The organism is Cohnella hashimotonis (genome assembly GCF_030014955.1).
Lineage (GTDB): Bacteria > Bacillota > Bacilli > Paenibacillales > Paenibacillaceae > Cohnella > Cohnella hashimotonis.
Genome location: NZ_JAGRPV010000001.1, coordinates 3,161,388 through 3,188,363, shown reverse-complemented (window position 1 = coordinate 3,188,363; position 26,976 = coordinate 3,161,388). Strand labels below are relative to the sequence as shown.

17 protein-coding genes and 3 rRNA genes are annotated in these 26,976 nt (G+C 54.6%); 16 read left to right on the top strand and 4 right to left on the bottom strand.

Annotated features, from left to right (window positions below; translation table 11 throughout):
- Nucleotides 1-3 precede the first annotated feature (3 nt).
- The 6 genes from KB449_RS12780 to KB449_RS12755 all read left to right on the top strand — a co-directional run bounded on the left by KB449_RS12780 (nucleotide 4) and on the right by KB449_RS12755 (nucleotide 10,829).
- Complete coding sequence (locus KB449_RS12780) at nucleotides 4-618, top strand: zinc-binding dehydrogenase (protein ID WP_282912804.1); 615 nt, start codon at nucleotides 4-6, stop codon at nucleotides 616-618.
- A 12-nt stretch (nucleotides 619-630) separates the two neighbouring features.
- Nucleotides 631-1,791 carry a mandelate racemase/muconate lactonizing enzyme family protein gene (locus tag KB449_RS12775; RefSeq protein WP_282908744.1) on the top strand — a complete coding sequence of 387 codons (1,161 nt, stop codon included), beginning with the start codon at nucleotides 631-633 and terminating at the stop codon, nucleotides 1,789-1,791.
- Between the two features lie 17 nt (nucleotides 1,792-1,808).
- The gene (locus KB449_RS12770; RefSeq protein WP_282908743.1) at nucleotides 1,809-4,508 is read left to right on the top strand and encodes an alpha-L-rhamnosidase; all 2,700 of its coding nucleotides are present in this window, start codon (nucleotides 1,809-1,811) and stop codon (nucleotides 4,506-4,508) included.
- 36 nt (nucleotides 4,509-4,544) lie between these two features.
- Entirely contained in the window at nucleotides 4,545-7,295 is a 2,751-nt protein-coding gene (locus tag KB449_RS12765; protein WP_282912803.1) for a glycoside hydrolase family 2 protein, read from the top strand.
- 123 nt (nucleotides 7,296-7,418) lie between these two features.
- Nucleotides 7,419-9,794 (top strand): hypothetical protein, encoded by a 2,376-nt coding sequence (locus KB449_RS12760; protein ID WP_282908742.1) that lies wholly within the window; start codon nucleotides 7,419-7,421, stop codon nucleotides 9,792-9,794.
- Nucleotides 9,795-10,829, top strand: coding sequence for an SGNH/GDSL hydrolase family protein (locus tag KB449_RS12755; protein ID WP_282908741.1), 1,035 nt, complete (start codon nucleotides 9,795-9,797; stop codon nucleotides 10,827-10,829).
- Between the two features lie 49 nt (nucleotides 10,830-10,878).
- Here the strand turns inward: KB449_RS12755 and KB449_RS12750 are convergent, their stop codons facing one another.
- On the bottom strand, nucleotides 10,879-11,826 hold the full coding sequence (locus tag KB449_RS12750) for a phytanoyl-CoA dioxygenase family protein (RefSeq protein WP_282908740.1): 948 nt from the start codon (nucleotides 11,824-11,826) through the stop codon (nucleotides 10,879-10,881).
- Nucleotides 11,827-11,945: 119 nt separating this feature from the next.
- On the opposite strand from KB449_RS12750, the gene KB449_RS12745 reads away from it, so the two are divergent.
- The gene (locus KB449_RS12745; protein ID WP_282908739.1) at nucleotides 11,946-12,809 is read left to right on the top strand and encodes a helix-turn-helix domain-containing protein; all 864 of its coding nucleotides are present in this window, start codon (nucleotides 11,946-11,948) and stop codon (nucleotides 12,807-12,809) included.
- 29 nt (nucleotides 12,810-12,838) lie between these two features.
- Here KB449_RS12745 and KB449_RS12740 read toward each other — a convergent pair whose 3' ends face one another.
- Nucleotides 12,839-13,519, bottom strand: coding sequence for a GntR family transcriptional regulator (locus KB449_RS12740; RefSeq protein ID WP_282908738.1), 681 nt, complete (start codon nucleotides 13,517-13,519; stop codon nucleotides 12,839-12,841).
- A gap of 158 nt (nucleotides 13,520-13,677) precedes the next feature.
- Between KB449_RS12740 and KB449_RS12735 the strand changes: the two genes are divergently transcribed.
- Genes KB449_RS12735 through KB449_RS12720 form a run of 4 tightly spaced genes read left to right on the top strand, consistent with a single transcriptional unit; the run spans nucleotide 13,678 to nucleotide 16,734 of the window.
- Nucleotides 13,678-14,637 carry a C-terminal binding protein gene (locus tag KB449_RS12735; protein WP_282908737.1) on the top strand — a complete coding sequence of 320 codons (960 nt, stop codon included), beginning with the start codon at nucleotides 13,678-13,680 and terminating at the stop codon, nucleotides 14,635-14,637.
- Nucleotides 14,638-14,679: 42 nt separating this feature from the next.
- The gene (locus KB449_RS12730; protein ID WP_282908736.1) at nucleotides 14,680-15,111 is read left to right on the top strand and encodes a cupin domain-containing protein; all 432 of its coding nucleotides are present in this window, start codon (nucleotides 14,680-14,682) and stop codon (nucleotides 15,109-15,111) included.
- A 17-nt stretch (nucleotides 15,112-15,128) separates the two neighbouring features.
- Nucleotides 15,129-15,890, top strand: a complete 762-nt coding sequence (locus KB449_RS12725; RefSeq protein ID WP_282908735.1) for an SDR family NAD(P)-dependent oxidoreductase — start codon at nucleotides 15,129-15,131, stop codon at nucleotides 15,888-15,890.
- Nucleotides 15,891-15,924: 34 nt separating this feature from the next.
- Nucleotides 15,925-16,734: an SDR family NAD(P)-dependent oxidoreductase gene (locus KB449_RS12720; protein WP_282908734.1), complete on the top strand. Its 810-nt coding sequence runs from the start codon at nucleotides 15,925-15,927 to the stop codon at nucleotides 16,732-16,734.
- A 39-nt stretch (nucleotides 16,735-16,773) separates the two neighbouring features.
- On the opposite strand, the gene KB449_RS12715 is transcribed toward KB449_RS12720, so the two are convergent.
- A complete protein-coding gene (locus KB449_RS12715; protein ID WP_282908733.1) occupies nucleotides 16,774-18,438 on the bottom strand; it encodes a ribonuclease J in 1,665 nt (554 codons plus the stop codon).
- Nucleotides 18,439-18,798: 360 nt separating this feature from the next.
- Between KB449_RS12715 and KB449_RS12710 the strand changes: the two genes are divergently transcribed.
- From KB449_RS12710 to gap, 4 genes are all read left to right on the top strand, one after another.
- Nucleotides 18,799-20,351: ribosomal RNA gene (locus KB449_RS12710) — 16S ribosomal RNA — on the top strand.
- A gap of 182 nt (nucleotides 20,352-20,533) precedes the next feature.
- A 23S ribosomal RNA gene (locus KB449_RS12705) occupies nucleotides 20,534-23,580 on the top strand.
- A gap of 134 nt (nucleotides 23,581-23,714) precedes the next feature.
- Nucleotides 23,715-23,831 (top strand): 5S ribosomal RNA (gene rrf / locus KB449_RS12700).
- Together the 16S, 23S and 5S rRNA genes form the textbook arrangement of a ribosomal RNA operon.
- Nucleotides 23,832-24,061: 230 nt before the next feature.
- Entirely contained in the window at nucleotides 24,062-25,120 is a 1,059-nt protein-coding gene (gap, locus tag KB449_RS12695; RefSeq protein ID WP_282908732.1) for a type I glyceraldehyde-3-phosphate dehydrogenase, read from the top strand.
- A gap of 123 nt (nucleotides 25,121-25,243) precedes the next feature.
- On the opposite strand, the gene KB449_RS12690 is transcribed toward gap, so the two are convergent.
- Complete coding sequence (locus KB449_RS12690; RefSeq protein ID WP_282908731.1) at nucleotides 25,244-25,759, bottom strand: discoidin domain-containing protein; 516 nt, start codon at nucleotides 25,757-25,759, stop codon at nucleotides 25,244-25,246.
- A gap of 357 nt (nucleotides 25,760-26,116) precedes the next feature.
- Here KB449_RS12690 and KB449_RS12685 point away from each other — a divergent pair, with 357 nt between their 5' ends.
- Nucleotides 26,117-26,941: a fibronectin type III domain-containing protein gene (locus KB449_RS12685; RefSeq protein ID WP_282908730.1), complete on the top strand. Its 825-nt coding sequence runs from the start codon at nucleotides 26,117-26,119 to the stop codon at nucleotides 26,939-26,941.
- The last annotated feature ends 35 nt before the right edge of the window (nucleotides 26,942-26,976 follow it).

The window sequence follows — 26,976 nt, the reverse complement described above, 5'->3', positions numbered from 1 at the left end:
AGCTTGGCGGAAGCGACGCAAGCGGAGACGCTGCATTGCTGTCTCGGCGGCATCGATAAGCTGGACATTCGACTGGGGGACCATGCCGCAGTCATCGGGGACGGTCCGACCGGCCTCTATTATGTGCAGCTGTTAAAAGCGGCCGGCGCAAGCCAGGTCACGCTGATCGGCATGCGGGACAATCGTCTCGCGCTAGGGCGCGAGCTGGGCGCGGACACCACGGTCAACCTGGGTGCGGAACCGAAGGCTGCCAAGATCCGCGATCCGCTTCCGGCGACGGAAACCCAGCATATCGTCATCGATGCGGCAGGCAACGAGGCTTCCTTGAAGCTCGGGATCGAGCTGCTTCGAAGAGGGGGACGGCTGCTGCTCTTCGGATTGCCGGGCCATCCCGTCCAGGTGGACATTCAGGCAGCGGTGCTAAAGGAATTAACGTTGATGGGCTCGACGAACGCGCCGCAAGTATGGCCGCGCGTCATTGAGATGATCGCCTCCGGCAGCGTGAAGGTCAGTCCGATGATTACACATCATTACGACTTCGATGAACTGGATCAAGCGATTGCATTCGCGCGGAACGAACCGGATGAAGCGATCAAGATTATCGTCAATCAAGAATAGGAGGAATTCGCAATGAAAATCGTCGCCGTCCATACGAAAGCCATCAAAATCCCCTTTTTTAAAGGCGAAAAATGGTCCGGAGGCACAAGGTACAGCGCGCCTTCGCTGATCGTTCAGATCGAGACGGACGAAGGCTTGATCGGAATCGGCGAGTCTGTCGGACCGACGATCCCGGTCATCCAATCCGTCGTGGACAAGGAGTTCGCCCCATTCGTCATCGGCCGCGATCCGATGGAACTGGAATCGATCCTTCACCGTCTTGAGGAATATTGCGTCAACTGGAAGCAGATCGGCAACTACGGCTTGGCCGGCATCGAGATGGCGCTGCTCGACCTGCGCGGCAAAATCCTGAACACGCCCGTCTACAACCTGTTAGGCGGCAAGGTGAAGCAGGAAGTGGCGTTCTCGGGCTACATCTTCATCGACAAACCCGAAGTCAACGCCGAGGAAGCGCGCAAGTTCGCCGCCGCGGGCTATACGGAATTGAAGCTGAAGGTCGGGCGCGACATCGACCTCGATACGAAGCGGGTCAAAGCCGTGCGCGAGGCGGTCGGTCCGGCGATGAAGATCCGCATCGACGCCAATCAGAACTGGAGCGTGCCGACGGCGATCAAGGCGATCCGCAAGATGGAAAAGTACGACCTGCAAATGGTCGAGCAGCCGACGCGATTCGACGATGTGGACGGCATGGCCGCCGTCGCGCGCGCCGTCGACGTGCCGATCATCGCGGATGAAGGCTGCGCCACTTACGAGGATGCCTTGCGGCTGATCGACAAGCGCGCCTGCGCCTGCTTCCTCGTGTATCCGTCCGAAGCCGGCGGCATCTTGAAGGCCAGGCAGATCGTCGATCTGGCCAACCACGCCGGCATCTGGTGCGCCACGGGGAGCTGGGCGGAGACGGGCATCGGCACGCTCGGCAACGTACACATGGTCGCATCGTCGCGGAACTTCCCGTTCGCGAACGATACGCATCTGAAGTTCATGAAGGGTGACCTGCTGCGCGAGGAGCTCATGTTCAACGACGGGAAAATAACGGTTCCCGACCTCCCGGGCTTCGGCATCGATCTGGACATCACGAAGCTGAACCATTTCGGTACGGACTTCGAACGCGAGATGGTATTCTACGATCCGCAGGACCCGCAATTCCAGCCGCGGATCGGACAATTGCTCTAACCAATGGGGGCGGACCTATGAACGACGTCACCCTGACGAATCTCAAGACGGAATACTTGTACAACCCGCTGGGCATCGATACGCCGCGCCCAAGATTGAGTTGGATGATTAAAACCGAGTCGAGGGGATTTCTCCAATTCGCTTATCGAATCCTCGTCTCCTCCGATCGGCAGCAGCTCGTTGACGAGTCCGCGTTCGTCTGGGATTCGGGGAAGGTGAGTTCGGCGCAATCCGTCTTCGTGCCCTATAAAGGGACTGCGCTATTGACCAATGAACGCTATTATTGGAAAGTTCGTGTGTGGGATCGGGATGACCAACCGTCCGATTGGAGCGAAATAAGCGAGTGGTCCATGGGGCTGCTGAGCATAAGCGACTGGAAAGCGAATTGGATCGGCGAGGTTTTTAAACCCGTGGATGGCAATCGCGAAGTCAGCTTCTTCCGCAAATCCTTTACGATCGAAAAACCGGTGAAGTGCGCGACATTATTCGCGACGGCTTTCGGCGCGATCGAGCTCAGCATCAATGGCAGCCGCGTCGGGGAGGACTACTTTGCGCCGGAATGGACCGACTACCAGACCAGGGTGCATTACAGGACTTACGATGTCACTGCTTTGCTGCGCGAAGGCTCGAATGCAGTCGGAAGTATTCTCGGAGAGGGATGGTACAGCGGTTATATCGCCTGGTACGGGAAAAATCTCTATGGCGAAGCGCTTCGTTTTATGCTGCAGATGTCCATCCGCTACGAAGACGGAACCGAAGACACGATCGTCTCGGATGCCTCGTGGAAAGAGAGCAAGGGACCGATTTTGTTCTCGGATTTTCTTATGGGGGAGAGCTACGACGCCAGATTGGAGCACGGCGGGTGGAACGAACCGGGCTTTGACGATTCAGCATGGCGAAGCCCGCATGTGTACGGCGATTTCAAAGGATGGATCACGGCCCAGGCGAGCCCGCCGATCCGAGTGATGGAAGAGAAGGAGCCGATTGCGGAGCGGAAGCTGGCGTCGGGAGCGCAGCTGATCGATCTCGGCCAGAATATGGTCGGTTGGGTTCGAATCGGGGTGACCGGCGAGCGGGGTTCCAAGGTTACCTTGCGCTATGCGGAAATATTGGACCAGGATGGCTCCATCTACACGGATAATTTGCGGACGGCTAAACAAACGGATACGTATACCCTCAAAGGCGAGGGGGAGGAAATATACGAGCCCAAGTTTACTTTCCACGGATTCAGATATGTGGAGATCGTCGCGTCCGATGATGTGACGGTGACGCAAATTACCGGACGCGTCATCCACAATGCGATGAAGTCGACGGGCAAGCTTGTCACTTCAGATAAGGGCGTCAATCAGTTGTTCAACAACATTTATTGGACGCAGCGCGCTAACTTTATAAGCGTCCCGACCGATTGTCCGCAGCGGGACGAGCGAATGGGATGGACCGGAGATGCGCAGATCTTCTCCCGCACCGCTTCGTATAACATGGACGTTGCGGGTTTTTTCGCGAAGTATATGACCGATATCGTGGATGCGCAGCGGAAAACGGGCGCTTTTACGGATACGGCGCCTTTTCTCAAAGGATTTTCAGACTGGTGCACGTTCGTCGCTTCCGCGGGCTGGGCCGACGCAGGCGTCATCATCCCTTGGACGATGTACAGCGTCTATGAAGATCGAAGGATCGTCGAAGACCATTATGAGGCGATGGCCGCCTGGATGGACTTCCTGATCAAGATGAATCCGAGCCTGCTGCGCACGGATACCCAGTATTACGGAGACTGGTTATCCCTCAGCGCAAGCACGCCGATGGACTTGTTCGCTACCGCCTACTTTGCTTATTGCGCCAAGCTCATGGCAGCCATGTCGGAGGCGGTCGGGAAAAAGGAGCAAGCCGCCTCGTACGCCGAACTTTTTGAACGAATCCGATCTCGATTCAACGAAACCTTTGTCGGGGAAGACGGACGAATCGCAGGGGAGACGCAAACCGGTTATGCGATGGCGCTCTTCATGGAGCTGCTTACCGATGAATCAAGAGCGAAGGCCGCTTCCCATCTGGTCGTGGATATCGAGCAGCGCGGCTGGCATATTACAACGGGAATTCATGGCATTAAATATTTGCTGCCCGTACTGTGCGAAGCAGGCTACGAGGAAGCCGCGTACCGTCTGCTGCTTCAAGAAACGTATCCTTCGTGGCTTTATTCCATCATAAACGGCGCGACGACGATCTGGGAGCGATGGGACGGCTGGACCGAGGAGAAAGGCTTTCAGACGCCGGGCATGAATTCCTTTAATCATTATGCGCTTGGCGCCGTAGGAGAGTGGATGTTCCGCTATATGGGCGGGATCGACAAGGCTTCCGGGAGCCCCGGTTACAAGCACGTTCAGATCCGGCCCTTCATGAACGCCCGTCTCGCCTCCGTCGATTGCGAATATGAAAGCAGCTACGGCACGATCCGAAGCCGCTGGTCGATCGAAGACGGCTTCGCCGAGCTTCAGGTGACGATTCCGCCGAATACGCAGGCGGACATCCATATTCCGTTCATCGACGGGGAGCAAGTTTATGAGGGCGGCATGCCTTTACATGACGGGACGAACGACCGGACTGACGCATCCGTAATCGTTCTTGGCATCGTCGGGCAAAAACGAGTCGTGCAGGTCGGGTCCGGCGAATACCATTTCCGAACTCGTTTTCATTCCAAAGGGGCAGGGCAATTGGAGGCGTAACGCATGACCATGACCGCAACCGGCTAAAAAGGCAGCATCCTATCGTTAAACGGTACCTGGCAGCTGCTCGTCGACCGGGAGAATAAAGGCATCGAGGAACGATGGTTCGACAGCATTCGTTTCGAGGCGCAGCCCGCTCCCGTACCAGGCGTCATCCAACAAGTGTTTCCCGGATATCATGGCGTGGCCTGGTATTGGAAGACGATCGACGACGACTGCGATTGTTCCGCCGGAGAGCGAACCCTCCTCCGTTTCGGCGCGGTGGATTATCTGGCCGACGTATGGGTGAACAGCAAGCGCGCCGGCTCCTTTGAAGGCGGGGAAACGCCCTTCGAGTTCGATATCACGGAATTATGGGCTGCCGAAGGCGGGAACTTGCTGGCTGTTCGCGTACTGAATCCAACCAATGAACCGATTGACGGCATCGTACTCGGCCAGGTACCGCATCGGAACAAAAATGAAGTCGCGTCGGCCGGCGGGGACTTCAACCATGGCGGGATCAAAGGGCACGTGGATTTGAGGACGGTGCCCGCCGTTTATGTGACGAACGTTTTTGTGCAGCCGGAAATGAATACGGGCACAGTTAAGATCACGACTACGGTGAGCAACAGTCTTGGCGCAGCAACGGCCGCTGCTTTGCAAGGCGCTGTCGCACGAACGGATGGATCCGGGGACACGATTCAAGCCGATCGCATTATCTTGAACGCGGAATGCGGCGAGTCCGTTCATGAGATGACCGTGACGATCCCGAATCCGCGGTTGTGGCGACTCGAAGACCCTTATCTTTATCAATTGACGATCGAAATTCAAACAGCCGGCCAACGCCCGCACAGGCAAGCCGTGCGTTTCGGTTTCAAGGATTTTCGAATTGTCGACGGCTTCTTTCATTTAAACGGCAAACGGATTTTCCTGAAAAGCACGCATACGATGAATGCAACGCCCGTTACGATGAACGTGCAGACCTTATCCGATCATCTTCGTAAAGATATGTTTTATTTGAAAGCCGCCGGATTTAACGCGGTTCGGTTTATTGCAGGCGTCGCTTCCCCGGAGCAGCTCGATCTTTGCGATGAGATCGGTTTGCTGGTTTTCGAAGAGACGATGGCCAACTGGTGCTTGAATTTCACGAGCGACCCGAAATATCCGACGCTTCCTTATTCTGAGGAAGTCGGGAAGCGCTACGATCATAGCAATATCGAGATGATCAAACGCGACCGCAATCACCCTTGCATTGCCGCGTGGAGTTTATTGAACGAAACGTACGACGGTCCCGTCTTCGAAAGGGCCGTTGCCTTTCTTCCGACCCTGCGCCGGTACGACGCTTCCCGATTAGTGCTTCTCAACAGCGGCCGCTTTGATTTTCGGTTCAGCATCGGCTCGGCAAGCAATCCAGGCGGCGACGCATGGGAGTATTGCTGGGGGATCGAAGCGCCCGACGCGCCGACGCTTAAGTTCGATCGCCCGTCCGCCGAGGGCAGCGGCGAATTTCATTATTATCCGCCTACACCGCAATCCGCCGAGACGAACAGTTTCCTTCGCTATATGGGGAACGGCACCAAGCCGGTATATCTTTCGGAATACGGAATCGGCAGCCTATTTAACGTGATTAACGAATGGAGGCACTTCGAGCAGGCGCAAGCCCGGACCGATCTGGAAGATGCTTCTTGGCTGCAGGAACAAAGCGAGTCCTTGTATGCGGATTGGAAAAGGCTCGGTCTGGAAGACGCTTATCCGTTCCCGGAAGATATGCTCCGCGACAGTCAGCGGCTGAACGCGCGCCAACGCACATTCGGCTTCAACCTGATTCGCTCCAATCCCCGGCTATGCGGATACAACTTGACGGGCATGCTCGATCACGGCATGTGCGGCGAAGGCATGTGGACCTTCTGGCGCGAATGGAAGCCGACGATGTTCGATGCGGTAAGCGACGGGTTTGCTCCGCTCAAGTGGTGCTTGTTCGTGGATGCCATGCATGGCTATTGCGGCCGGGAGATTACGGTCGAAGCGGTTCTGGCCACGGAGGACGCGTTGGCGCCGGGAGCGTATCCCGCCAGATTCAAAGTTTTCGGACCGACAGGCACGGTATGGGAGAAGGCCGTTTCGTTTACCGTTCCGGAGAGCATGCCTTTTGCGGTACCCGTGATGAAAGAGACAATCCGAATCGACGGTCTGCAAGGAAGTTACACGTTTGCGGCCAATTTGGAACGAGGCGGCGCGCCTTCCGGGGGCGCGGTGAAATTTCAGATGACCGATCCGAAAGCATATCCGCTAAGCAACGGACAAGTGACGCTATGGGGGATCGATCAGTCTGTAGAGAATTGGCTCGCAGGTCGCGGGTTGAATTGCGTACCGCTTCAAGCTGGAGAAGGACCGAACCAGGAAGTCATCATTGTCGGAAATCCGGTAGACGCCTCGAACGAAGAAACCTGGATGCTTCTTAAGCAACGCATGAAAAATGGCGCGGCCGTTCTTTTTGCGGACCCGATGCTTTTTATTGACAACGAATCGGCGATTCAATGGCTGCCTCTGACGAATAAAGGCACTTGCAAACGCATCAAAGAATCGATTTATCATAAGGAATGCGTAGCGAACCGGCATGTCGTATTCGACGGTCTGCAAGGGCCCGGCATTCTCGATATGGACGTTTACGGTCAAGTGATCTCGCATGAGATCTTTTTGGGACAAGACACGCCCTATGAAACGATTTGCGCCGGCTTCAACACGGGACATTATCGGATTCCTCGGGGTTACGAGGTCGAGTCTGTTAATCGCTCATTATCAGACTGAAGAGGGCCGGTTTCTCCTGAATGCAATGAACGTTCTGGCGCAAATCGATTGTCATCCGGCAGCGGACCGGCTGCTTCTCAATTTAATCCGATATGCGCAAACCACTCTTGGGAGGGAATTTAAATGACGCTTCCCCGTCCGCATGAACCCAATTGGTCGCAAATAGCAGGGCGATATCCTAGGCCCCGTTCCAAACGAATTTATATTCATCCGCCGTTAGCCGACTCGCTGGTCGAGGTCAGACCGGATCTGACGTTAATCATTAAGGATGCGCTCGCACGTAAAGGCCAGCTCCGAAGAGGACACGGCTTTTTTCTAAGCGCGTCTGTGGGCGGTGATCCGCAATTTTTCGATTTTCGCAACGTAGAGCAGACGTATTTGTCGCCCAAGGAGCCGATTTTATTCTCGTCGCTGCCGCAATCCGGCTTTGATCATCGATTGACGAGCTTGACCGTACCTGAACCGGATGGCGGCGCGCGCGTACATCTTTATCTTTCAATTACCAATTTGCATCCGACCCTCGCCAGATCGGCGGATTGGTTTTTTGCGAGCGTTGAAGACAAGCATGAGAACTTTTATGTCGATATCAACGAAGATTATGTCCCTTATGACCAGGTCCTTGCGCCTTGGCTAAACGGGATGGATCTCGAGCATCGGGCCATCGATTCCTCAAGCGGGCTCCTTCTCGATCGGCAAGGCGTTACGATTGTGCGTTATGAGGCGGCGCCTGGCACGAGCGCGGCGTATACGGCACAAGTCGGCGAATTCGCCAATATCCTGCAGTTTCATATGGAGCTTGCTCCGGGTGAGACGAAAAAGATTCATATCGAAATTTTCGACACGGTGACCGGAAGAGCGAATGACCTTGCTTCCATTCAAAATGAGATCCGATTAGATGAAACTACGGCCATCGAACGAAGCAGGCAAGTGTGGAACGCGGCGTTAACCGGGAAAGCAGGCATTTATGTGCCGGAACAGATTATTCAGGATATATTCGATACCGCCCATACCAACGCCCTGCAGTTGATCGCGGAAAGAGCGGATGGCTCCGCACTGCCCGGACAAGGCGGGTTCAACGAATATATGACGGTATATTCCTGGGAAGTATCCGCATATTTGAAAATGCTGAATCGGCTTGGCTACGGGGATACGGTTAAAAAAACGCTGCAGTATTTTTTAAGCACGCAGGCCGGCAGCAAGGGGCCGGCCGGGGACATCGTGTCTCCAGAGGGATCCTTTCGCGCGCATATTTTCTGGATGTGCGAGACGGGAGCGGTGCTCGGGCTGCTGGCGGATTATTACTTGACGTCGAAGGACCGAGCGTGGTTCGGTGAGCATCTGCCGGCGATCGTTCAAGCCTGCGAATGGATCGAGCGGGAACGCAGCGCGACTAAAATCGTCCAGGAAGACGGCACTAGAGCGGCGCATTACGGCCTGCTGCCGAAAGGACGCGTTCACGATTGGCCGGATCAGGGGCATTTCTTTTTCTCGGACGCGCATACGTGGCATGGCTTGCATCTGATGGCCCTTGCTCTCCAGGAATGGGGATATGCAGACGCGGCTAAATACACGGCTGCGTCACAGGATTATCGGGCGTGCCTGGAGGCGGCGGTTCGACGGGCGACCTATTCGTATCCCCCCGGCGAGCAGATCCGCTGGATCTCCAATGAAGCCTATACCGAGCCGGGAGAAAAGAAAGCCGTATATGCGATCGACGGTCCTGCCTGCTTATTGGACACGGGGATTCTGTCCGCCGAGGATTCGCTTGTTTCGGAGATCGAGTATTATATGCGGAGCTATTCTTCGATGGGCGACTTGTTCGCGGTGAAGCTGCCCGAGATGGAAGATGCAGCGCTCGGCAAGCTTCAGGAGCAATATGCGGGCTCGGCGATCGATTTATACTATGTCAACCAGGCGGAGCGAATCTGGCATCGGGTGTGGAGTCTGCGCGGAGAACGGGAGAAGGCGCTGCGTTATTTTTATTCGACGATGGCCTTTTCGACGACGCTGGACACCCTTCACGTTCATGAGCGCTTTAGTCCGCAGCTGCCGTGGCTGTCGCCCTGGCAGCCGAACGGAAGCGGCAACGGCCGCGTTATGGAGATGATTCTGAATTCGCTGTACCTTTTGGAAGATCGTACGCTTAAGCTGCTGCCGTGCGCGCCTGCCGATTGGATGGAGCCCGGGAAGCGGATCGAAGCGAACCGGGTAGCGACCTATTTGGGCGAGCTATCCTTTAAAGTGACCAGAAGCTCGCTTGACGCGCTTCAAGTCGAGGTTCAACTGCCGAATGGAATTCAGGCGTTCGAAGCAACGTTCGTTTTAAAGAATGGCTACGAAATACGAAAGGTTGAACTGCCTCCCGGAGACGATCAAAATCGCGAAGGCCGGGCTCCGGAATGGAACGGAACCTTGAGCGGTACGCATCTCTACCTTCAGAATCCGCCGCAGGAACTGAAGTTGCTGCTACGGTTGTCCGAAGAAAAGGGGATAGCTTAATTGGAAGAACTCCTATGGCACGCGCCCGATGATCCTCCTTTTCAGATCGCCGGATTTGCCTGGCGGACGAAGGAGCGCAAGTATCGCCGGCTGCCGACCGTCGCGCCCGGCGAGATTCGCGAGATTCTGGATGAGCTGGCGAACCATACATCAGGGGGCCAGATCCGTTTCCGCACGAATGCGACCAAGCTCGCCATTCAGGTCAAGCTGTTCGCGCAGAACACCGCGGAGCATATCCCTGCGACGGCCGTTAACGGATTCGACTGCTATCTGGGCGCGCCCGGCGAGCAGCGGTATTTCGGAACGACAAGATTTCCATATGATGCCGATCGTTACGAGTATGTGTTTTTTGAAGGCCTGGAGGCGGCGCAGCGCTGCGTCACTTTGAACTTTCCGTTATTCCAGGGCGTGCATGAAGTTCGTATCGGGGTAAATCCGGGTGCCGACATCAGCGCGTTCCCCGCCTACGCGTCGGATCGCAAGGTCGTGCTGTATGGAACGTCGATTACGCAGGGAGGCTGCGCATCGCGACCGGGGATGTCGTACACCAACATACTGAGCCGCAGATTCGACCGGGAGTTTATTAATCTCGGTTTCTCCGGCAACGGGCAGGGCGACCCCGAGATTGCGAGATTCATGACCGAGATCGACGATCCGGGCTGCATCGTCCTTGATTATGACGCCAACAATCCGGATATCGACAATCTGATCCGGACGATGCCCGAATTTATTCGCATTTTGCGAAGCAGGCATGCAAGTGTACCGATCCTCGTGCTGTCGCGGATTCCTTATGGCTACGAGCATACGCAAACATCATCCTGTCTGGATCGAATCGCGAGACGGGATTATCAAAAAGAGCGGGTGGAAGAGCTTCGGCTCCAGGGCGATCGCTTCGTTCATTTTTACGACGGGGCTCATCTGCTCGGGGAGTGCTGGAACGAATGCACGGTAGACGGCGTCCATCCGACCGATCTTGGCTTCATGCGGATCGCTGACGCTTTAACGCCGGTACTGAAGCCGATCTTGCTATCCTAACAAGCAGAAGCTGCGAAACCGAAGATTCCGGTTCGCAGCTTTTGATCCATCAGCATATTTTTTCCTTTTGCCAGCGGATGGAATGGTCGAATTCCTTAAACCGGAACTCCTTGTCTTCCCAGTAATGCTTCAAATCCTCATTGGCCCAGCCTTCATAGAGCTCATCCCATTCAAACGGACCGTGGGGCTTCAAAGAAGCAGGTTCAATGACTTCGCTGGCCGGTTGATAGCGGTAATCGCACGATAGCCGGATTTGACCCGGAATCTGGTTCGGCATCGATTTGTGAACGGTGTGGCTGTGAAAAACGAGAACGTCTCCAGCCTCGTAGTCGATCGTCTGCCATTCGTAGTCTAACCCGCACAAGATCGATTCCAGACCGCCCGCTCCGGGGTTGCTGGATACGCCGAGCAGCCCTGCCTGATGGCTTCCTTTGAGGACGGCCAAGCCGCCCAGCTCTCTCGACACGTCGCCGAGCGGCATCCAGCAGGTCCAGGTGTTGGACGCGCCCTGGATATGAAGGAAGTCCTGGTGCGAAGGCGTAATTTTCGCATCGCGATGCGGCAGCATGATCCGGCCGATATTCCGCGGATGCGCAAACGGCGTTTCTTCGAACAGCGTCGAGAAGATGGCCAGAATTTCCGGAGAATGGGCCATGGCATGAAACGCTTCGAGCTTTTGGATGCGACGATACATGTCAAACGTGACGCCGACGCCGTTCCACTGCAGCTCTTCGGCGGTATAACGATTGACGGCTTCGATATCCGCCATTCCTTCCATAAGCGGGTATTGCGGATCCATCACGCCGAAGCTGTCCAGAATGTCCAGAATGCCGCGACGAACTTCCAGCACGCGAGTGCGGGGAATGAGGCTTTTAAAGAACAGAACGCCGTCTTCCTTTGCTCTGGCGCGCAGTCGATCGGGTTGGCCAAGAAGCGGACTGGCGTCGGCAAAGGTTCCGGATACAGGTTTAAGATCATTGTCCATTATAGGATTCATAACGTATGATTCCTCCTCTCGTATTGCTGTCATCATAGCATTGGGAGCGCTATAATCATTTAGATGACAGCGAACAGGATTGTCATTTACCGGAATGAGATATAAGGAGGGACTTGCGCTTGAATGCGTTTATCAATGCTGTCGAACTCGCGCAGCCGGTCGTTCATTTTGCGAACCGGTGGGTCGGCGCGCCAGGCGAAGCCTTCGGTCCGAGAATCATCGGGGATTATCAATGGATCTACGTGCGGGGCGGCAAAGGGAGCGCGCGAATCGGCACCGAATCATTCCGCGTTTATGCCGGTTGCTTGTTCACCTACGGACCCGGCCAGCCGCATTGGTTCCGCTCGAGCGACGACGATCCGCTGGTGCTGTATGGCTTGCACTTCGGCTATGAGGGGCATGCCGGATTAGACGATGTGTTGCGGATGATTCAGAACGTAGATTGGGATCGCTTCGAAAAAATATCCCCCGATGTCCCCGTCCCTTTTCCATCAAAGATAGAGACGGGCGCTTGGCCGCTGCCGTACTTCGAGCGATTGGTCGAGGAGTATCGGGGCAACCGGACGTTGAGCGCGCTGGTGTTAAGAGGACTGATCACCGAGCTTTTGGCCAGAGTCGCACGGTGGGTCATCGACAAGCCGCCCCCGGCGCTGCCGCAGGACAAACGAATGCTCCGCGTGAAGGAAAGCTTGGAGAGCAATGCTATGGAGAGCTATCAGACGGATTGGCTGACGGACGGGCTGCCCTTTAGCCAAGATTATGTTTCCCGCTTGTTCAAGCACTGCTTCGGCCATTCTCCGCGAGACTTTCATAACCAGGCCAGATTGGCCAAAGCCAGGCAGTTGCTCGAGGAGACGGAGCTTAGCTCCACCGCGATCGCCGACCGGATGAAATTCGGCAGCGTGCATCACTTTTGCAAATGGTTCAAAAAGCATACGGGCATACAGCCTGGCGCTTACCGCAAGAGAAGCCGTTTCCTGTAGCCGCTGCGAGGGAAGAAGCGCGGGTGCGCTCAGGGCTTCATGTTTTGCTCGAGCCGGGCGATAATGATCGCCTTCGCATTGGCGATATGCCGCGTCAGCTCGTCCAACGCTTCGGGACTTCTCTGAATGACCAGATCTGCCAACCGGCGATGGCTCTCGTAAAATTGCCGGTAGGTCGCGCTGGTCATATTCGTGATTTCCAATATGGCCTGGAGCACGTTCGCCATTGTATGCCATGCCGCCAGGAGGGGGCTGTTCTGCGCCATCGTCATCAGGCTGCGGTGGAACTGGATGTCGAGAACGGAGGTGTCCGCGCTCGAAGGCCTATTCTCCGAGTCGGACAGACGTTGCTCGAGATCCTCCATCGCTTCGAAAAGGGGGCGGAAATGGAATGAACGGTTCGCCAATATTTGCTCGAGCGCTTTTTGCTCCAGCAGCAGGCGCAGATCGAACAAATCATGCGCTTGCTTGGACGTGAAGCCGATGACCTCGGTACCGCCGTTCGACAGATTCAGCACCAGACCTTCTTGCGAAAGCAATTGAAAAGCCGTTCGAATCGGGGCCCGGCTGCAGCCGAGTCGATCGGCGACTTTGGCCTCGATCAAACGGGATCCTGACTTATACTCGCCGAGAATAATATCGGTCCGCAGCCGCTTCACGATTTCCTTCGCCTGAAGCGAACGCGCAAGCGGATCGTCCAGTTTATTCATTTCCCCAACCCTCTCCCGCCTGGAATTACTTCTTAAAACGATTGTACTTTGTTTGGTTGTATGAATTCAATACAGTTAACGTGAATACAAAATAAAAATATTGTATACAAAAAATATGTGTTGTATATTTATTTTGCATGAAGGAAGGAGAGGAGCGAGTGAGAAAGCTTGCGATATTGGGTGCGGGCATTTTCGGCGACCGCAGGGAGCTGCAGCTTTTCGAGCCGGCCGGTTATCAAGCCGCCTATTACGAATGCGTCGATCCGATGGCGCTTGCGGCTTCGCTAAAGGATGTCGATGGGTTGATCGTCAATCTGGAACAGGTAACGGATTCGTTATTGGACCGTCTGCCGCGATTAAAGGTGATCGGACGCTACGGCGTCGGCGTCGACAATATCAATCTCGAAGCCGCAACCAGACGGCGAATACCCGTCATTAACGTTCCCGATTATTGCATCGACGAAGTCGCCGAGCATGCGGTCAGCTTCATTTTTGCGGTGAACCGAAAGTTGCCGATCGCCTCGTCATTGCCAAAACAAGGAGACTGGGGCAAAGTGCAAGCGCTTAAACCGATTCGCGCGATCAAAGAAATTACACTGGGCGTTGTCGGAACGGGGCGGATCGGCATGAAAGTGATCGGAATGATGGCTCCCTTCGGCTGCAGAATCCTTATTCACGATCCCTATCTCGCTCATGCGGAACTGCCGCCGAACGCGGAGATGACGGATTTCGATCGGCTGCTTGAACTGTCCGATATCGTTACGATCCATTGTCCGCTGACGGAACAGACCCGGCATCTGTTCCGCGCCGAGACGTTTAACCGTATGCGGAAGCGGCCTGCTATCGTCAACGTTTCGCGGGGACCGATCGTAGACGAACGCGATTTGCTCGCCGCGCTGGACGAAGGCGCCGTGTCCTTTGCAGCGCTGGACGTGATGGAGACGGAGCCGCCGCAGCAGGATCACCCTTTGCTAAATCATCCGAAGGCGATCGTCACCGGGCATGCGGCCTGGTATTCCGAGCAATCCGAGAACCGGTTAAGAGACCTGCTTGCCATGCGCATCATGGATTGCCTGGAAGGCAGGCCCGTTCCTTCCATTGTCAACAAGATTCAGTAACGCACTGATAGTAACCAACAACGACTAAGGAGTGATTGTCTCATGCGCAAAGCGAACGTGATCCGCGCATCCGAAGTAAAAACGTTGTATGTCGACGAAACGTACTCGTCCAAAATGCTGATTGACCGAACGAATTCGGATACGCATAACACCCAGATCAATATGGGAATCGTGGCGCCCGGAGCCAGGCATGCCGACCACAATCACCCGACCGAGTATGACGAATTTTACCTGGTAATAAAAGGCCAAGGCATGGTGCGTCTGGACGGGCAGGAGCATGATCTGCTTCCCGGCGACGTTGCGTTTATTCCCGGAGGATCCTACCACGCTATCGCCAATACGAGCGATACGGAGGAACTCGTTATATTTACGGTTTGGCCCACGCATCCGCAGGAAGGCGCCAACACCGTTTACGACCAGCGCATTCGGGAGTGGGGCAAGACTTACGTGACGGTTCATGAATCGACGGAATAAGAAAGAGGCGGTTATCAATGAAACTGGAAGGTAAAACCGCGCTCGTCACGGGAGCGGGCAGAGGCATCGGACGGGGAATCGCGCTCGAATTGGCCAAGGAAGGCGCCGATGTCGTCGTCCATTATCGCAGCAGCGAGCGGCAGGCCATCGAAACGGCGGAGACAATCCGTTCATCGGGCGGAAAAGCGCTGCTCCATCGCGCGGACCTCTCCGACGTCAAGCAGATCGGCGATATGATGGTGGCCATACGCGAGCAATGGGGCGGCATCGATATTCTGGTCAACAACTCCGCCGTCGATCCGACGTACGATTTTTTTGAGGTCACCGAAGAACGTTGGGACGAAGTGCTGGACACCAACCTGAAGGGCGGCTTCTTTTGCGCGCAAGCCTGCGCGAGAGACATGGTAAAGAAAGGCGCGGGCAAGATCATTTTCATCAGCTCCGTTCATGCGAACACGACGATGCCGAAGTATTCGGCTTATGCCGCTTCCAAGGGCGGGATCAATGCCATGACCCGCCAGTTGGCGCTCGACCTCGCGCAATACAACATTCAGGTCAATGCGATCGCGCCAGGCGCCACGGACGTGGAGAAATTTCACGGCAAACCGGGACACGATCCGGCAGCCATCGGCGAACAGATCCCGCTCGGCCGGATCGGCTATCCGGAAGATGTGGCCAAAGTCGTCGCGTTTTTCGCATCCTCGGATTCGAATTTTGTCACCGGGCAAGTGTTGACCGTCGATGGGGGCTCAAGCACGCGGTTTTTCCTCCGAACATGAAGAAATCGTCAATTGCGCCGAAAGGATGATGAAGGTGGAGTTTTCAGATCGAGTCGTACTCGTGACCGGTTCCGGCAACGGAATCGGCAAGGCCATTGCGTTCGCGTTCGCCAAGGAAGGGGCATCCGTCGTAATCTCCGATATCGATGGCGGCGCCGCGGAAGCGGTCGCGCGCGAGATTGAAGCCATGGGTGGCAAGGCCATGAGCATGCGGACGGACGTATCGTCCGTCGCGGATGTAGACCGCTTGTTTGCTGAGATTCGTCGGACGTATAGCCGGCTTGACGTCCTTGTCAACAATGTCGGCACGACGATCCGTAAACCGACGGTTAGCTTTACCGAAGAAGAATGGGACTTCATCTACGACACGAACGTTAAATCAATGTTTCTTTGCGCGCGGGCAGCCGGTAAATTGCTGTTGAAGCAGCGGGAGGGCGCGGTGGTCAATATCTCCTCCATTCTTGGCACGGGCGGGGTGAGCCGGCGTCTTCCCTATGCTTCTTCGAAAGCGGCCGTAGACAGCTTTACCCGAACGCTCGCCTGCGAATGGGCGTTTGACGGGATTCGGGTGAACGCCGTCGCTCCGGGATACATTCGTACGGATGGATTAAATCAGGCGTTTACCGCAGGCATTCTGAAGGAAGACGACATGGTGCGAAGAACGCCGCAGGCGCGTCTGGGCACGCCGCAGAATATCGCCGACGCCGTTCTGTTTCTCTGCTCTTCCAAAGCGGAATATATTACGGGAACGGTTCTTTATGTCGATGGCGGATATTCCGCGTACCAGGGGCCGGAGCTAGTGCCGTCCTTTCATCATGATCCGGCGGTGTGGAGCGGCGTATAAATATGAGTTCGTACCCGCTTAAGCCGACATCGCGGAGCGCTACACCTCGATAATAATCGGCAGTATCATCGGCCTGCGCTTTGTTTCCGCGTATAGATAGCGGCCGAGGACGTCTTTGAGGGTCGTCTTCATGACATTCCATTTCGATACTTTTTCTTCTTTCATTTTATCGACGGTGGATTCGACCAGCCGCCTGATGGGTCTTAGAAGCGCCTCCGAGTCCTTCACATAGACAAACCCACGCGATATGATATCCGGCTCGGATAACAGCTGCCCATCGTTTTTGCTGAGCGTAATGACGGCTATTAGGATCCCGTCGGCGGATAGCTGTTTACGGTCGCGAAGCACGATTTGTGCGATATCCCCGATGCCAAGTCCATCGACGAGAATTTGTCCTGCAGGGATTTTGCCGGCAATCGCGGCATGGCCGTCTTTGATCTCCAGGACGTCTCCGTTGTTGGCAATGAAGACGCGGTCTCGGTCCATCCCGACCGAAACGGCCAGTTTCCGGTGCATGTGAAGCATTCGGTATTCGCCGTGGACGGGAAATAAGTAGCGAGGCTTCATAAGCGTCAACATGAGCTTCAATTCGTCCTGATAGCCGTGGCCCGATACATGCAGCCCGTTTTGCGATCCGTAAATGACATGGGCACCCAGCGCATAAAGATTGTCCACAACGCGGGTGACGTCCCGTTCGTTGCCTGGAATGGGGCTGGCCGCGATAATGACCGTATCCTCCGCGGAGATTGCCATTTGACGATGACTGGAACTCGCAAGGCGGGCCAAAGCGGCCATCGGCTCGCCTTGGCTTCCCGTGCAGATGACGGCGGTCCGTTCGGGCGGCTGAGACATCGCTTCTTCAGGCGGAATCAGCATGCCATCCGGAATTTTTAGATAGCCGAGTTCTGTAGATACCGATACAACCGTGACCATGCTTCGTCCCAGCAATACGATTTTACGATTATGAAGCAACGCCGCATCGATGATTTGTTGGATTCGATTCACATTGGATGCGAACGTGGAAATGAATATACGTCTGTCCGCGCGCTTGAAGATTTCTTCGATCTGTAAGCCTACAAGCGCTTCAGAGGCAGAAAATCCCGGGCGTTCGGCATTCGTGCTCTCGGATAAGAGGACAAGTACGCCTTCTTTGCCGATTTCGGCCATGCGATGAAGGTCGGGGTACTGTTTATTGACAGGGGACATATCGAACTTGAAGTCTCCGGTATGTACGACCGTTCCTTCCGGGGTACGTAAAACAACGCCAAGGCAATCCGGAATGCTGTGGTTCGTTTGAAAAAAAGCGATCGTAATCGATTCGAATTCCAAATTCGAGCCGGCATCTATGCAATGAAGACGAGAGCTGCCCATAAGCTTATGTTCCTTTAATTTCACTTCGATTAACCCAAGCGTAAGCTTCGTCGCATAAACGGGTATTTGAAGCTGCTTCAATAGATACGGGATGCCGCCGATATGGTCCTCATGTCCATGTGTGACGACCAACGCTCGCACTTTATCGATATGGTCCGATAGATAGCTGACGTCCGGGACAATGAGATCGACGCCAAGCAGGCTTTCGTCGGGAAATTTGGAGCCGCAATCGATAACCACGATATCGTCGGCGTATTGTACGATATACATGTTTTTGCCGATCTCCTGTACGCCCCCCAGGGCGGCAATCCGTAAAGCGTTCGGTTTGTCCATGCGATGTGACCTCGTCTCGATGCTTGATGGAATTCGAACCATATTTTGAACGTGGCGCTTAGTTTGTGTAGATGCTATGATGTTCATCCGGCCGATAATGCGGTTCGGACAACTCGCTTTCGGGAATAGCGATCACGCCCATCCCGGATCAATTGGAAAAAATTGATCGTTGCGAGATTGGAGTGTAATTGATATGATGTAATTCCTGCTTCGGAAAACGAGGCAGAAACGAATGACGATCTTGATAGAGATTGCTCCTTGAAAACTGAACATCGAGCGTTAAAACAAACGGACGCTAAAGCCTTTCGGGGCGGAAGCAAAAGTTATACCAGCAATGAAATGAGCTATATTGAACTACCCTTTATGGAGAGTTTGATCCTGGCTCAGGACGAACGCTGGCGGCGTGCCTAATACATGCAAGTCGAGCGGATCTCTGATGGAGCTTGCTCCTGATGAGATTAGCGGCGGACGGGTGAGTAACACGTAGGCAACCTGCCCTGAAGACCGGGATAACATTCGGAAACGAATGCTAAGACCGGATAGGCAGCGAGATGGCATCATCTTGCTGAGAAACACGGTGCAAGCTGTGGCTTTGGGATGGGCCTGCGGCGCATTAGCTAGTTGGTGGGGTAACGGCTCACCAAGGCGACGATGCGTAGCCGACCTGAGAGGGTGAACGGCCACACTGGGACTGAGACACGGCCCAGACTCCTACGGGAGGCAGCAGTAGGGAATCTTCCACAATGGGCGCAAGCCTGATGGAGCAACGCCGCGTGAGTGAGGAAGGCTTTCGGGTCGTAAAGCTCTGTTGCCAGGGAAGAATAAGGATGTGTTAACTGCACATTCGATGACGGTACCTGAGAAGAAAGCCCCGGCTAACTACGTGCCAGCAGCCGCGGTAATACGTAGGGGGCAAGCGTTGTCCGGAATTATTGGGCGTAAAGCGCGCGCAGGCGGTCTTTTAAGTCTGGTGTCTAAGTGCGGGGCTCAACCCCGTGATGCACTGGAAACTGGGAGACTTGAGTGCAGAAGAGGAGAGCGGAATTCCACGTGTAGCGGTGAAATGCGTAGAGATGTGGAGGAACACCAGTGGCGAAGGCGGCTCTCTGGACTGTAACTGACGCTGAGGCGCGAAAGCGTGGGGAGCAAACAGGATTAGATACCCTGGTAGTCCACGCCGTAAACGATGAGTGCTAGGTGTTGGGGGGGTCCACCCCTCGGTGCCGAAGTTAACACATTAAGCACTCCGCCTGGGGAGTACGGTCGCAAGACTGAAACTCAAAGGAATTGACGGGGACCCGCACAAGCAGTGGAGTATGTGGTTTAATTCGAAGCAACGCGAAGAACCTTACCAGGTCTTGACATCCCTCTGACCGGTCTAGAGATAGGCCTTCCCTTCGGGGCAGAGGAGACAGGTGGTGCATGGTTGTCGTCAGCTCGTGTCGTGAGATGTTGGGTTAAGTCCCGCAACGAGCGCAACCCTTGGATTTAGTTGCCAGCACTTTGGGTGGGCACTCTAGATCGACTGCCGGTGACAAACCGGAGGAAGGCGGGGATGACGTCAAATCATCATGCCCCTTATGACCTGGGCTACACACGTACTACAATGGCCGGTACAACGGGCTGCGAAGGAGCGATCCGGAGCCAATCCTACCAAAGCCGGTCTCAGTTCGGATTGCAGGCTGCAACTCGCCTGCATGAAGTCGGAATTGCTAGTAATCGCGGATCAGCATGCCGCGGTGAATACGTTCCCGGGTCTTGTACACACCGCCCGTCACACCACGAGAGTTTACAACACCCGAAGCCGGTGGGGTAACCCGCAAGGGGGCCAGCCGTCGAAGGTGGGGTAGATGATTGGGGTGAAGTCGTAACAAGGTAGCCGTATCGGAAGGTGCGGCTGGATCACCTCCTTTCTAAGGAGCCCTTCGGGGCAATACGAAGTCCGTTGTTTTAATCGCTCGAGTTCAGTTTTGAAGGAGAAATCCTTCGGCAAGCTGATCTTACGATCACTTGCTTGCACCTTGAAAACCGGATAGCGAAACGAAAATGCGCAAATTAGAAATTCTCTACATTGCCTTGTGTGGTTTAGCCGACAGGTTAAGCTATTAAGGGCGCACGGAGGATGCCTAGGCGCCAGGAGCCTAAGAAGGACGCGGCGAACAGCGAAATTGCCTCGGGGAGCCGTAAGCAGGCTTTGATCCGGGGATGTCCGAATGGGGAAACCCGGCTGGGGTCATGCCCAGTCACCTATGAGTGAATACATAGCTCATAAGGAGGCACACCCAGGGAACTGAAACATCTAAGTACCTGGAGGAGAAGAAAACAAGAGTGATTCCGTCAGTAGCGGCGAGCGAAAGCGGATTAGCCCAAACCTGAGAGCTTGCTCTCAGGGGTTGTGGGACGTCTCACATGGAGTTACAAAGGAGCAGGTTAGGCGAAGAGGTCTGGAAAGGCCCGGCATAGAAGGTAAAAGCCCTGTAGCCAAAAATCTGTTCCCTCCGAGACGGATCCCGAGTACCGCGGGACACGAGAAACCCCGTGGGAATCCGGCAGGACCATCTGCCAAGGCTAAATACTCCCTGGCGACCGATAGTGAAGCAGTACCGTGAGGGAAAGGTGAAAAGCACCGCGGGAGCGGAGTGAAAAAGAACCTGAAACCGTGCGCTTACAAGAAGTCAGAGCCCGATCTAGGGGTGATGGCGTGCCTTTTGTAGAATGAACCGGCGAGTTACGTTTACGTGCGAGGTTAAGTCGGAGAGACGGAGCCGCAGCGAAAGCGAGTCTGAATAGGGCGCTTTAGTACGTAGTCGTAGACCCGAAACCGGGTGATCTACCCCTGTGCAGGGTGAAGGTGAGGTAACACTTACTGGAGGCCCGAACTCGTGAGCGTTGAAAAGCTCTGGGATGACGTGGGGGTAGGGGAGAAATTCCAATCGAACTCGGAGATAGCTGGTTCTCCCCGAAATAGCTTTAGGGCTAGCCTCGAGATTTAGCATCATGGAGGTAGAGCACTGATTGGGTGCGGGGCCCGCCAAGGGTTACCAAGTCCAGTCAAACTCCGAATGCCATGGATGTATGCTCGGGAGTCAGACGGCGAGTGCTAAGATCCGTCGTCAAGAGGGAAAGAGCCCAGATCATCAGCTAAGGTCCCCAAGTGTGTGTTAAGTGGGAAAGGATGTGGAGTTGCGAAGACAACCAGGATGTTGGCTTAGAAGCAGCCACCATTTAAAGAGTGCGTAATAGCTCACTGGTCGAGTGACTCTGCGCCGAAAATGTAACGGGGCTAAACACACCACCGAAGCTATGGCATGTCGTAGTCTTCACTTTGTTCTGGTGGAACGCCGGGACATTTCGTCAGAATCAACCGCTAAGGTTGTTCAAAGATTCTGACCAAATGCGCCCAGCTAAACACATCACCAGTGTGAAGTGAAGACTACGACTTGGGTAGGGGAGCGTTGAATGCGGGTTGAAGTCGGACCGAGAGGACCGGTGGACTGCATTCAAGTGAGAATGCCGGTATGAGTAACGAAAAGACAGGTGAGAATCCTGTCCGCCGAAAGCCTAAGGGTTCCTGAGGAAGGTTCGTCCGCTCAGGGTAAGTCGGGACCTAAGGCGAGGCCGAAAGGCGTAGTCGAAGGACAACAGGTTGAAATTCCTGTACCACCGTAATCCGTTACGAGCGATGGGGGGACGCAGGAGGGCAAGAACGCGAGCTGATGGAATAGCTCGTCCAAGCAGTAAGGGGTGCATGTAGGCAAATCCGCATGCTTTAACCTTGAGCTGTGATGGGGAGGGAAAATTACAGTACCGAAGGTTCCGTGCTCACGCTGCCGAGAAAAGCCTCTAGCCAGGAGAAGGTGCCCGTACCGCAAACCGACACAGGTAGGCGAGAAGAGAATTCTAAGGCGCGCGGAAGAACTCTCGTTAAGGAACTCGGCAAAATGACCCCGTAACTTCGGGAGAAGGGGTGCCTCGGTAGGGTGAATAGCCCGAGGGGGCCGCAGTGAATAGGCCCAAGCGACTGTTTAGCAAAAACACAGGTCTGTGCGAAGCCGTAAGGCGAAGTATACGGGCTGACGCCTGCCCGGTGCTGGAAGGTTAAGGGGAGCGGTTAGGGGCAACCCGAAGCTGTGAACCGAAGCCCCAGTAAACGGCGGCCGTAACTATAACGGTCCTAAGGTAGCGAAATTCCTTGTCAGGTAAATTCTGACCCGCACGAATGGCGTAACGACTTGGGCGCTGTCTCAACGAGAGATCCGGTGAAATTTTAGTACCTGTGAAGATGCAGGTTACCCGCGACGTGACGGAAAGACCCCATGGAGCTTTACTGTAGCTTGATATTGAACTTGGGTACGGTCTGTACAGGATAGGTGGGAGCCTAAGAAGTTGGAGCGCAAGCTTCAATGGAGGCGCCGTTGGGATACCACCCTGATCGTATCTAGGTTCTAACCTGTCACCGTGAATCCGGTGAAGGGACCGTGTCAGGCGGACAGTTTGACTGGGGCGGTCGCCTCCTAAAGCGTAACGGAGGCGCCCCAAGGTTCCCTCAGAATGGTTGGAAATCATTCGAAGAGTGCAAAGGCATAAGGGAGCTTGACTGCGAGACCTACAAGTCGAGCAGGGACGAAAGTCGGGCTTAGTGATCCGGTGGTACCGAATGGAAGGGCCATCGCTCAACGGATAAAAGCTACCCTGGGGATAACAGGCTTATCTCCCCCAAGAGTCCACATCGACGGGGAGGTTTGGCACCTCGATGTCGGCTCATCGCATCCTGGGGCTGAAGTAGGTCCCAAGGGTTGGGCTGTTCGCCCATTAAAGCGGTACGCGAGCTGGGTTCAGAACGTCGTGAGACAGTTCGGTCCCTATCTGTCGCGGGCGTAGGAAATTTGAGAGGGGCTGTCCTTAGTACGAGAGGACCGGGATGGACGCACCGCTGGTGTACCAGTTGTTCCGCCAGGAGCATCGCTGGGTAGCCAAGTGCGGGAGGGATAAGCGCTGAAAGCATCTAAGCGCGAAGCCCGCCTCAAGATGAGATTTCCCAATTAGTAAGACCCCTTGGAGAACACGAGGTTGATAGGCTCGGGGTGGAAGCACAGTAATGTGTGTAGCTGACGAGTACTAATCGGTCGAGGGCTTATCCTACTGTTCCTTCCGAGGAACAAACGGCAAGCCGCACAGGCAAGAGAATTTCTAGGCGCAGGTTCGTTTCGCATCCGGTTTTCAGGGCGCAAGCTCTGAAAAGCTGCAAAGCTGTATGGCAAACGCCGCACAGTAGGTCTGGTGGTCATGGCGGAGGGGTCCCACGCGTACCCATCTCGAACACGACCGTTAAGCCCTCCAGCGCCGATGGTACTTGGACCGCAGGGTCCTGGGAGAGTAGGACGTCGCCAGGCTAAAGCGCAGCAAAGAGAACCACCTTCTTCGGAAGGTGGTTTTTTAACGTTTTCGAGGATAGTGGACGTAGATCGTTAACGTAGAAGTTAACATGGAAGCTGCGGCAACGAGAGACGAGGGGAACAGTGTATTAAGAAGATTTATATGCGTCATAAATAAATTTATAATGCATCATATATATTAATTATGTTATATTTATGATGCATTAATAAGGGAAGGGGGCAACGAATTGAGAATTGGACTTAGCGGAACGGGAAGAATCGGTAGACTTGTTATTCGAAGGTTGATTAATCAATCTCCTCGAAATGTGGAGCTTGCAGCGATCAATTCCATCGGATCAGTTGAAACGTTGGCACATCTGCTAAAGTACGATACCGTACATGGTACATGGGATGCTGACATCCAGGTTAAAAATGGCGAGCTGACGATCAACGGCTTGAGAATCACGATCATTTCCGAAAAAGATCCGGAAAAGCTGCCCTGGAACGAACTGGGCGTAAGTCTGGCCATTGATGCGACTGGCCGCTTTAATAACCGCACCGAAGCGTCCAAGCATCTGACAGCGGGGGCAAAACGTGTTTTGCTGACGGCACCGGCAGAAAATGCGGATTTCACTTTGCTAATGGGCGTAAATGAACGTAGCTATGATGCCAAGCGTCATCGTATCCTGTCAGCCGCGTCTTGCACGACAAACTGCCTCGCGCCGGTATTGCATGTGCTTGATCAAGCCTTCGGCATCGAAAAAGGTTGGATGTCCACCGTTCATGCATATACGAACGACCAGAACCATATGGATAATTCGCATAAGGATTTACGACGTGCGCGATCGTGCACGAGTTCTATCATTCCTACGAGCACGGGTGTCGGCAAAGCGTTAAAGAACGTTTTGCCGCATCTTGCCGACCGGATACACGGAATATCCATTCGCGTTCCGGTGCAGGACGTATCCTTGCTGGACGTGGTGCTGCAGCTGCGCACACAAGCAGAGCCATCGGAAATACGCGAGATTCTCACTCGAGCCGCCGAAGGAGAACACCGCGGCATTCTCGCATATAGCGATCTGCCGCTCGTATCTGCGGATTTTATAGGCAATGCGCATTCTGCAATCATAGATGGATTGAGTTTGCAAACGTATGAGAATGAGTTAAGGCTGCTGGTTTGGTATGATAATGAATGGGGTTACGCTTCTCGTGTTGTAGATACGGCCAGTTTAATCGCTAAGGCAGACGCCGAAGGGCATTCGACAGAAAAGGAATTGTTGGATGATGCGATCCAATCCGTGGGTTAACGAGTTTAAAAAGAGCCATTTCCAGCAAAGAAGAGAAGCCCGCCGGCTTCTCTTCTTTTTTACGCATGCACGAGGCTAAGGCCGGCCGCCGGCTTCATGCGCGTTGCGCACCGCGATTGCCGGTCAAGGGCCGTATATTTCCAGCTCGCCGACCATTGTTGCGGTGCCGCCGCCGCTGACCGGCGCTACGTTTACGCGAACATAGCGCGTGCTGACGGTGCTCGGCAGATTGATGGTGACCGAATAGTAGTTGGCGGAGTAGAAGGCTTGAGTGCTGGTCGATTGGGTAGCAAAGCTGCTGTCGTCCGCCGAATTGCTGGTCTGGATCGTCACCGCCTCGACGAAGTGGCCGTAGGTCGGCGTTTTCAGAACGATTTGGTTGACCGACTGGACACTGCCGAGATCGACGGTAATCCAACCGGCCGCGCCATAGTTCGGCTGCCAGAAGGTATTCTGCCCGCCGTCCACGGCATTGGAAGGATTGGCTCCGCTGCTGGCCCACACATAACGAGTCAACGCCAGATTGTACGAGGCGGATGCGCTGTTCAGATTAAACGACAGTTGTGCAGCGGCAATAAGCAACGTGAGCAGCAGCGCGATCGTCGACCTTTTTTTAACGACTTGAAAATGTGTGGACATGAATGGCCTCCTTGGCAAAGAAGATAAATTACCGACATGCGTTAAATCCGACCTGCGATGCCAGTCTTGCTTCTGCATTTCCGGTTAAAGCAGCTATTGCGAGTGGATCACCTCCGAATTTCTATAAAATTTGAATTCATCTATACAATACCAGCGATGGATAACCTTAAGAATGTCTATAATTATTGTAATTTTACACACATCGGAAAGCGGCCGCTTGATACGCAGGTGCGATTCTATGGGAAGCATGCGCATTATTACAAATCTAGAGGAAATGGATTGTCGGGCAGACGGATACATGTTAGATTATCGTTGCTTTATCCTGCCATTCCATTTTAAATCGAGAGGACGTGTATGATGAAAATTCGCAAATGGTTATTGGGGGCTTTATTATTGGCTTCAGCGCTCCCGGCTGCTACAGCCAGCGCCGCAACAGGCGCGTCCGTAAGCAGCATCACGGCAAGTTCGCTTCAGTTGAACTGGTCGCTCCAGCCTGGCGAAGGCGTCGTCACCGTTTACCAGAACGGCAGCTATCTGGCGACCTATGCCGGAAACGGAATGATCGTGAATGGTCTGTCCGCATGCACCAGCTATACGTTTACAGTTGCCGGCGGGAGCGGATACGCGACGACTTCGGCATCCGCCACGACGCTTGGCTGCGCCCCGGCCCCGACGGCGCCTTCCATTTCCTACACGAGCACTTATTCGACCGTCAACTTGTCGTGGACGGCCTCCAATGCCGTAAGCTACGAAGTGTATAAAGACAATGTGCTGCTAGGCACGACAAGCGGCACCGTTTATTCATTCAGCGGTTCGCCAAGCCGAGCTTATTCGGTGCGCGTAGTTGCGGTGAACAGCACAGGCCAAACGGCTTCTGCTTCGATCACGGCAACGACCCAAGCCTTCTCGGGAACCTGGATCAACGCATTATCGGGCAACATCCGCGTCGGCGGCGCCTGGTCCAATACGAGTTCGGTTTACAGCACGGCAATGAACATGACGCTCTACCGCGTCACATCAACCGGCGACGTCTATGTGGGCAGCAACTCCGCATACATCGGCCCGGGCCAGACGATCGGCGGATGGTACAACCTCGCGAGCAATCAACCTGCCGGCACTTACAAGGTCGTACTGACCTCCGACTATGCCATTACGTCTGGCGCCACGCTTGGCACGTATTAGAACATCGAATCTCGTCACGAGACAACCGAAAGATT

Coding starts and splice junctions, on each gene's coding strand:
- KB449_RS12775 (WP_282908744.1), top strand. CDS start 631: ATGAAAATCGTCGCCGTCCATACGAAAGCCATCAAAATCCCCTTTTTT.
- KB449_RS12770 (WP_282908743.1), top strand. CDS start 1,809: ATGAACGACGTCACCCTGACGAATCTCAAGACGGAATACTTGTACAAC.
- KB449_RS12760 (WP_282908742.1), top strand. CDS start 7,419: ATGACGCTTCCCCGTCCGCATGAACCCAATTGGTCGCAAATAGCAGGG.
- KB449_RS12750 (WP_282908740.1), bottom strand. CDS start 11,826: ATGAATCCTATAATGGACAATGATCTTAAACCTGTATCCGGAACCTTT.
- KB449_RS12740 (WP_282908738.1), bottom strand. CDS start 13,519: ATGAATAAACTGGACGATCCGCTTGCGCGTTCGCTTCAGGCGAAGGAA.
- KB449_RS12730 (WP_282908736.1), top strand. CDS start 14,680: ATGCGCAAAGCGAACGTGATCCGCGCATCCGAAGTAAAAACGTTGTAT.
- KB449_RS12725 (WP_282908735.1), top strand. CDS start 15,129: ATGAAACTGGAAGGTAAAACCGCGCTCGTCACGGGAGCGGGCAGAGGC.
- KB449_RS12715 (WP_282908733.1), bottom strand. CDS start 18,438: ATGGACAAACCGAACGCTTTACGGATTGCCGCCCTGGGGGGCGTACAG.
- KB449_RS12690 (WP_282908731.1), bottom strand. CDS start 25,759: ATGTCCACACATTTTCAAGTCGTTAAAAAAAGGTCGACGATCGCGCTG.
- KB449_RS12685 (WP_282908730.1), top strand. CDS start 26,117: ATGAAAATTCGCAAATGGTTATTGGGGGCTTTATTATTGGCTTCAGCG.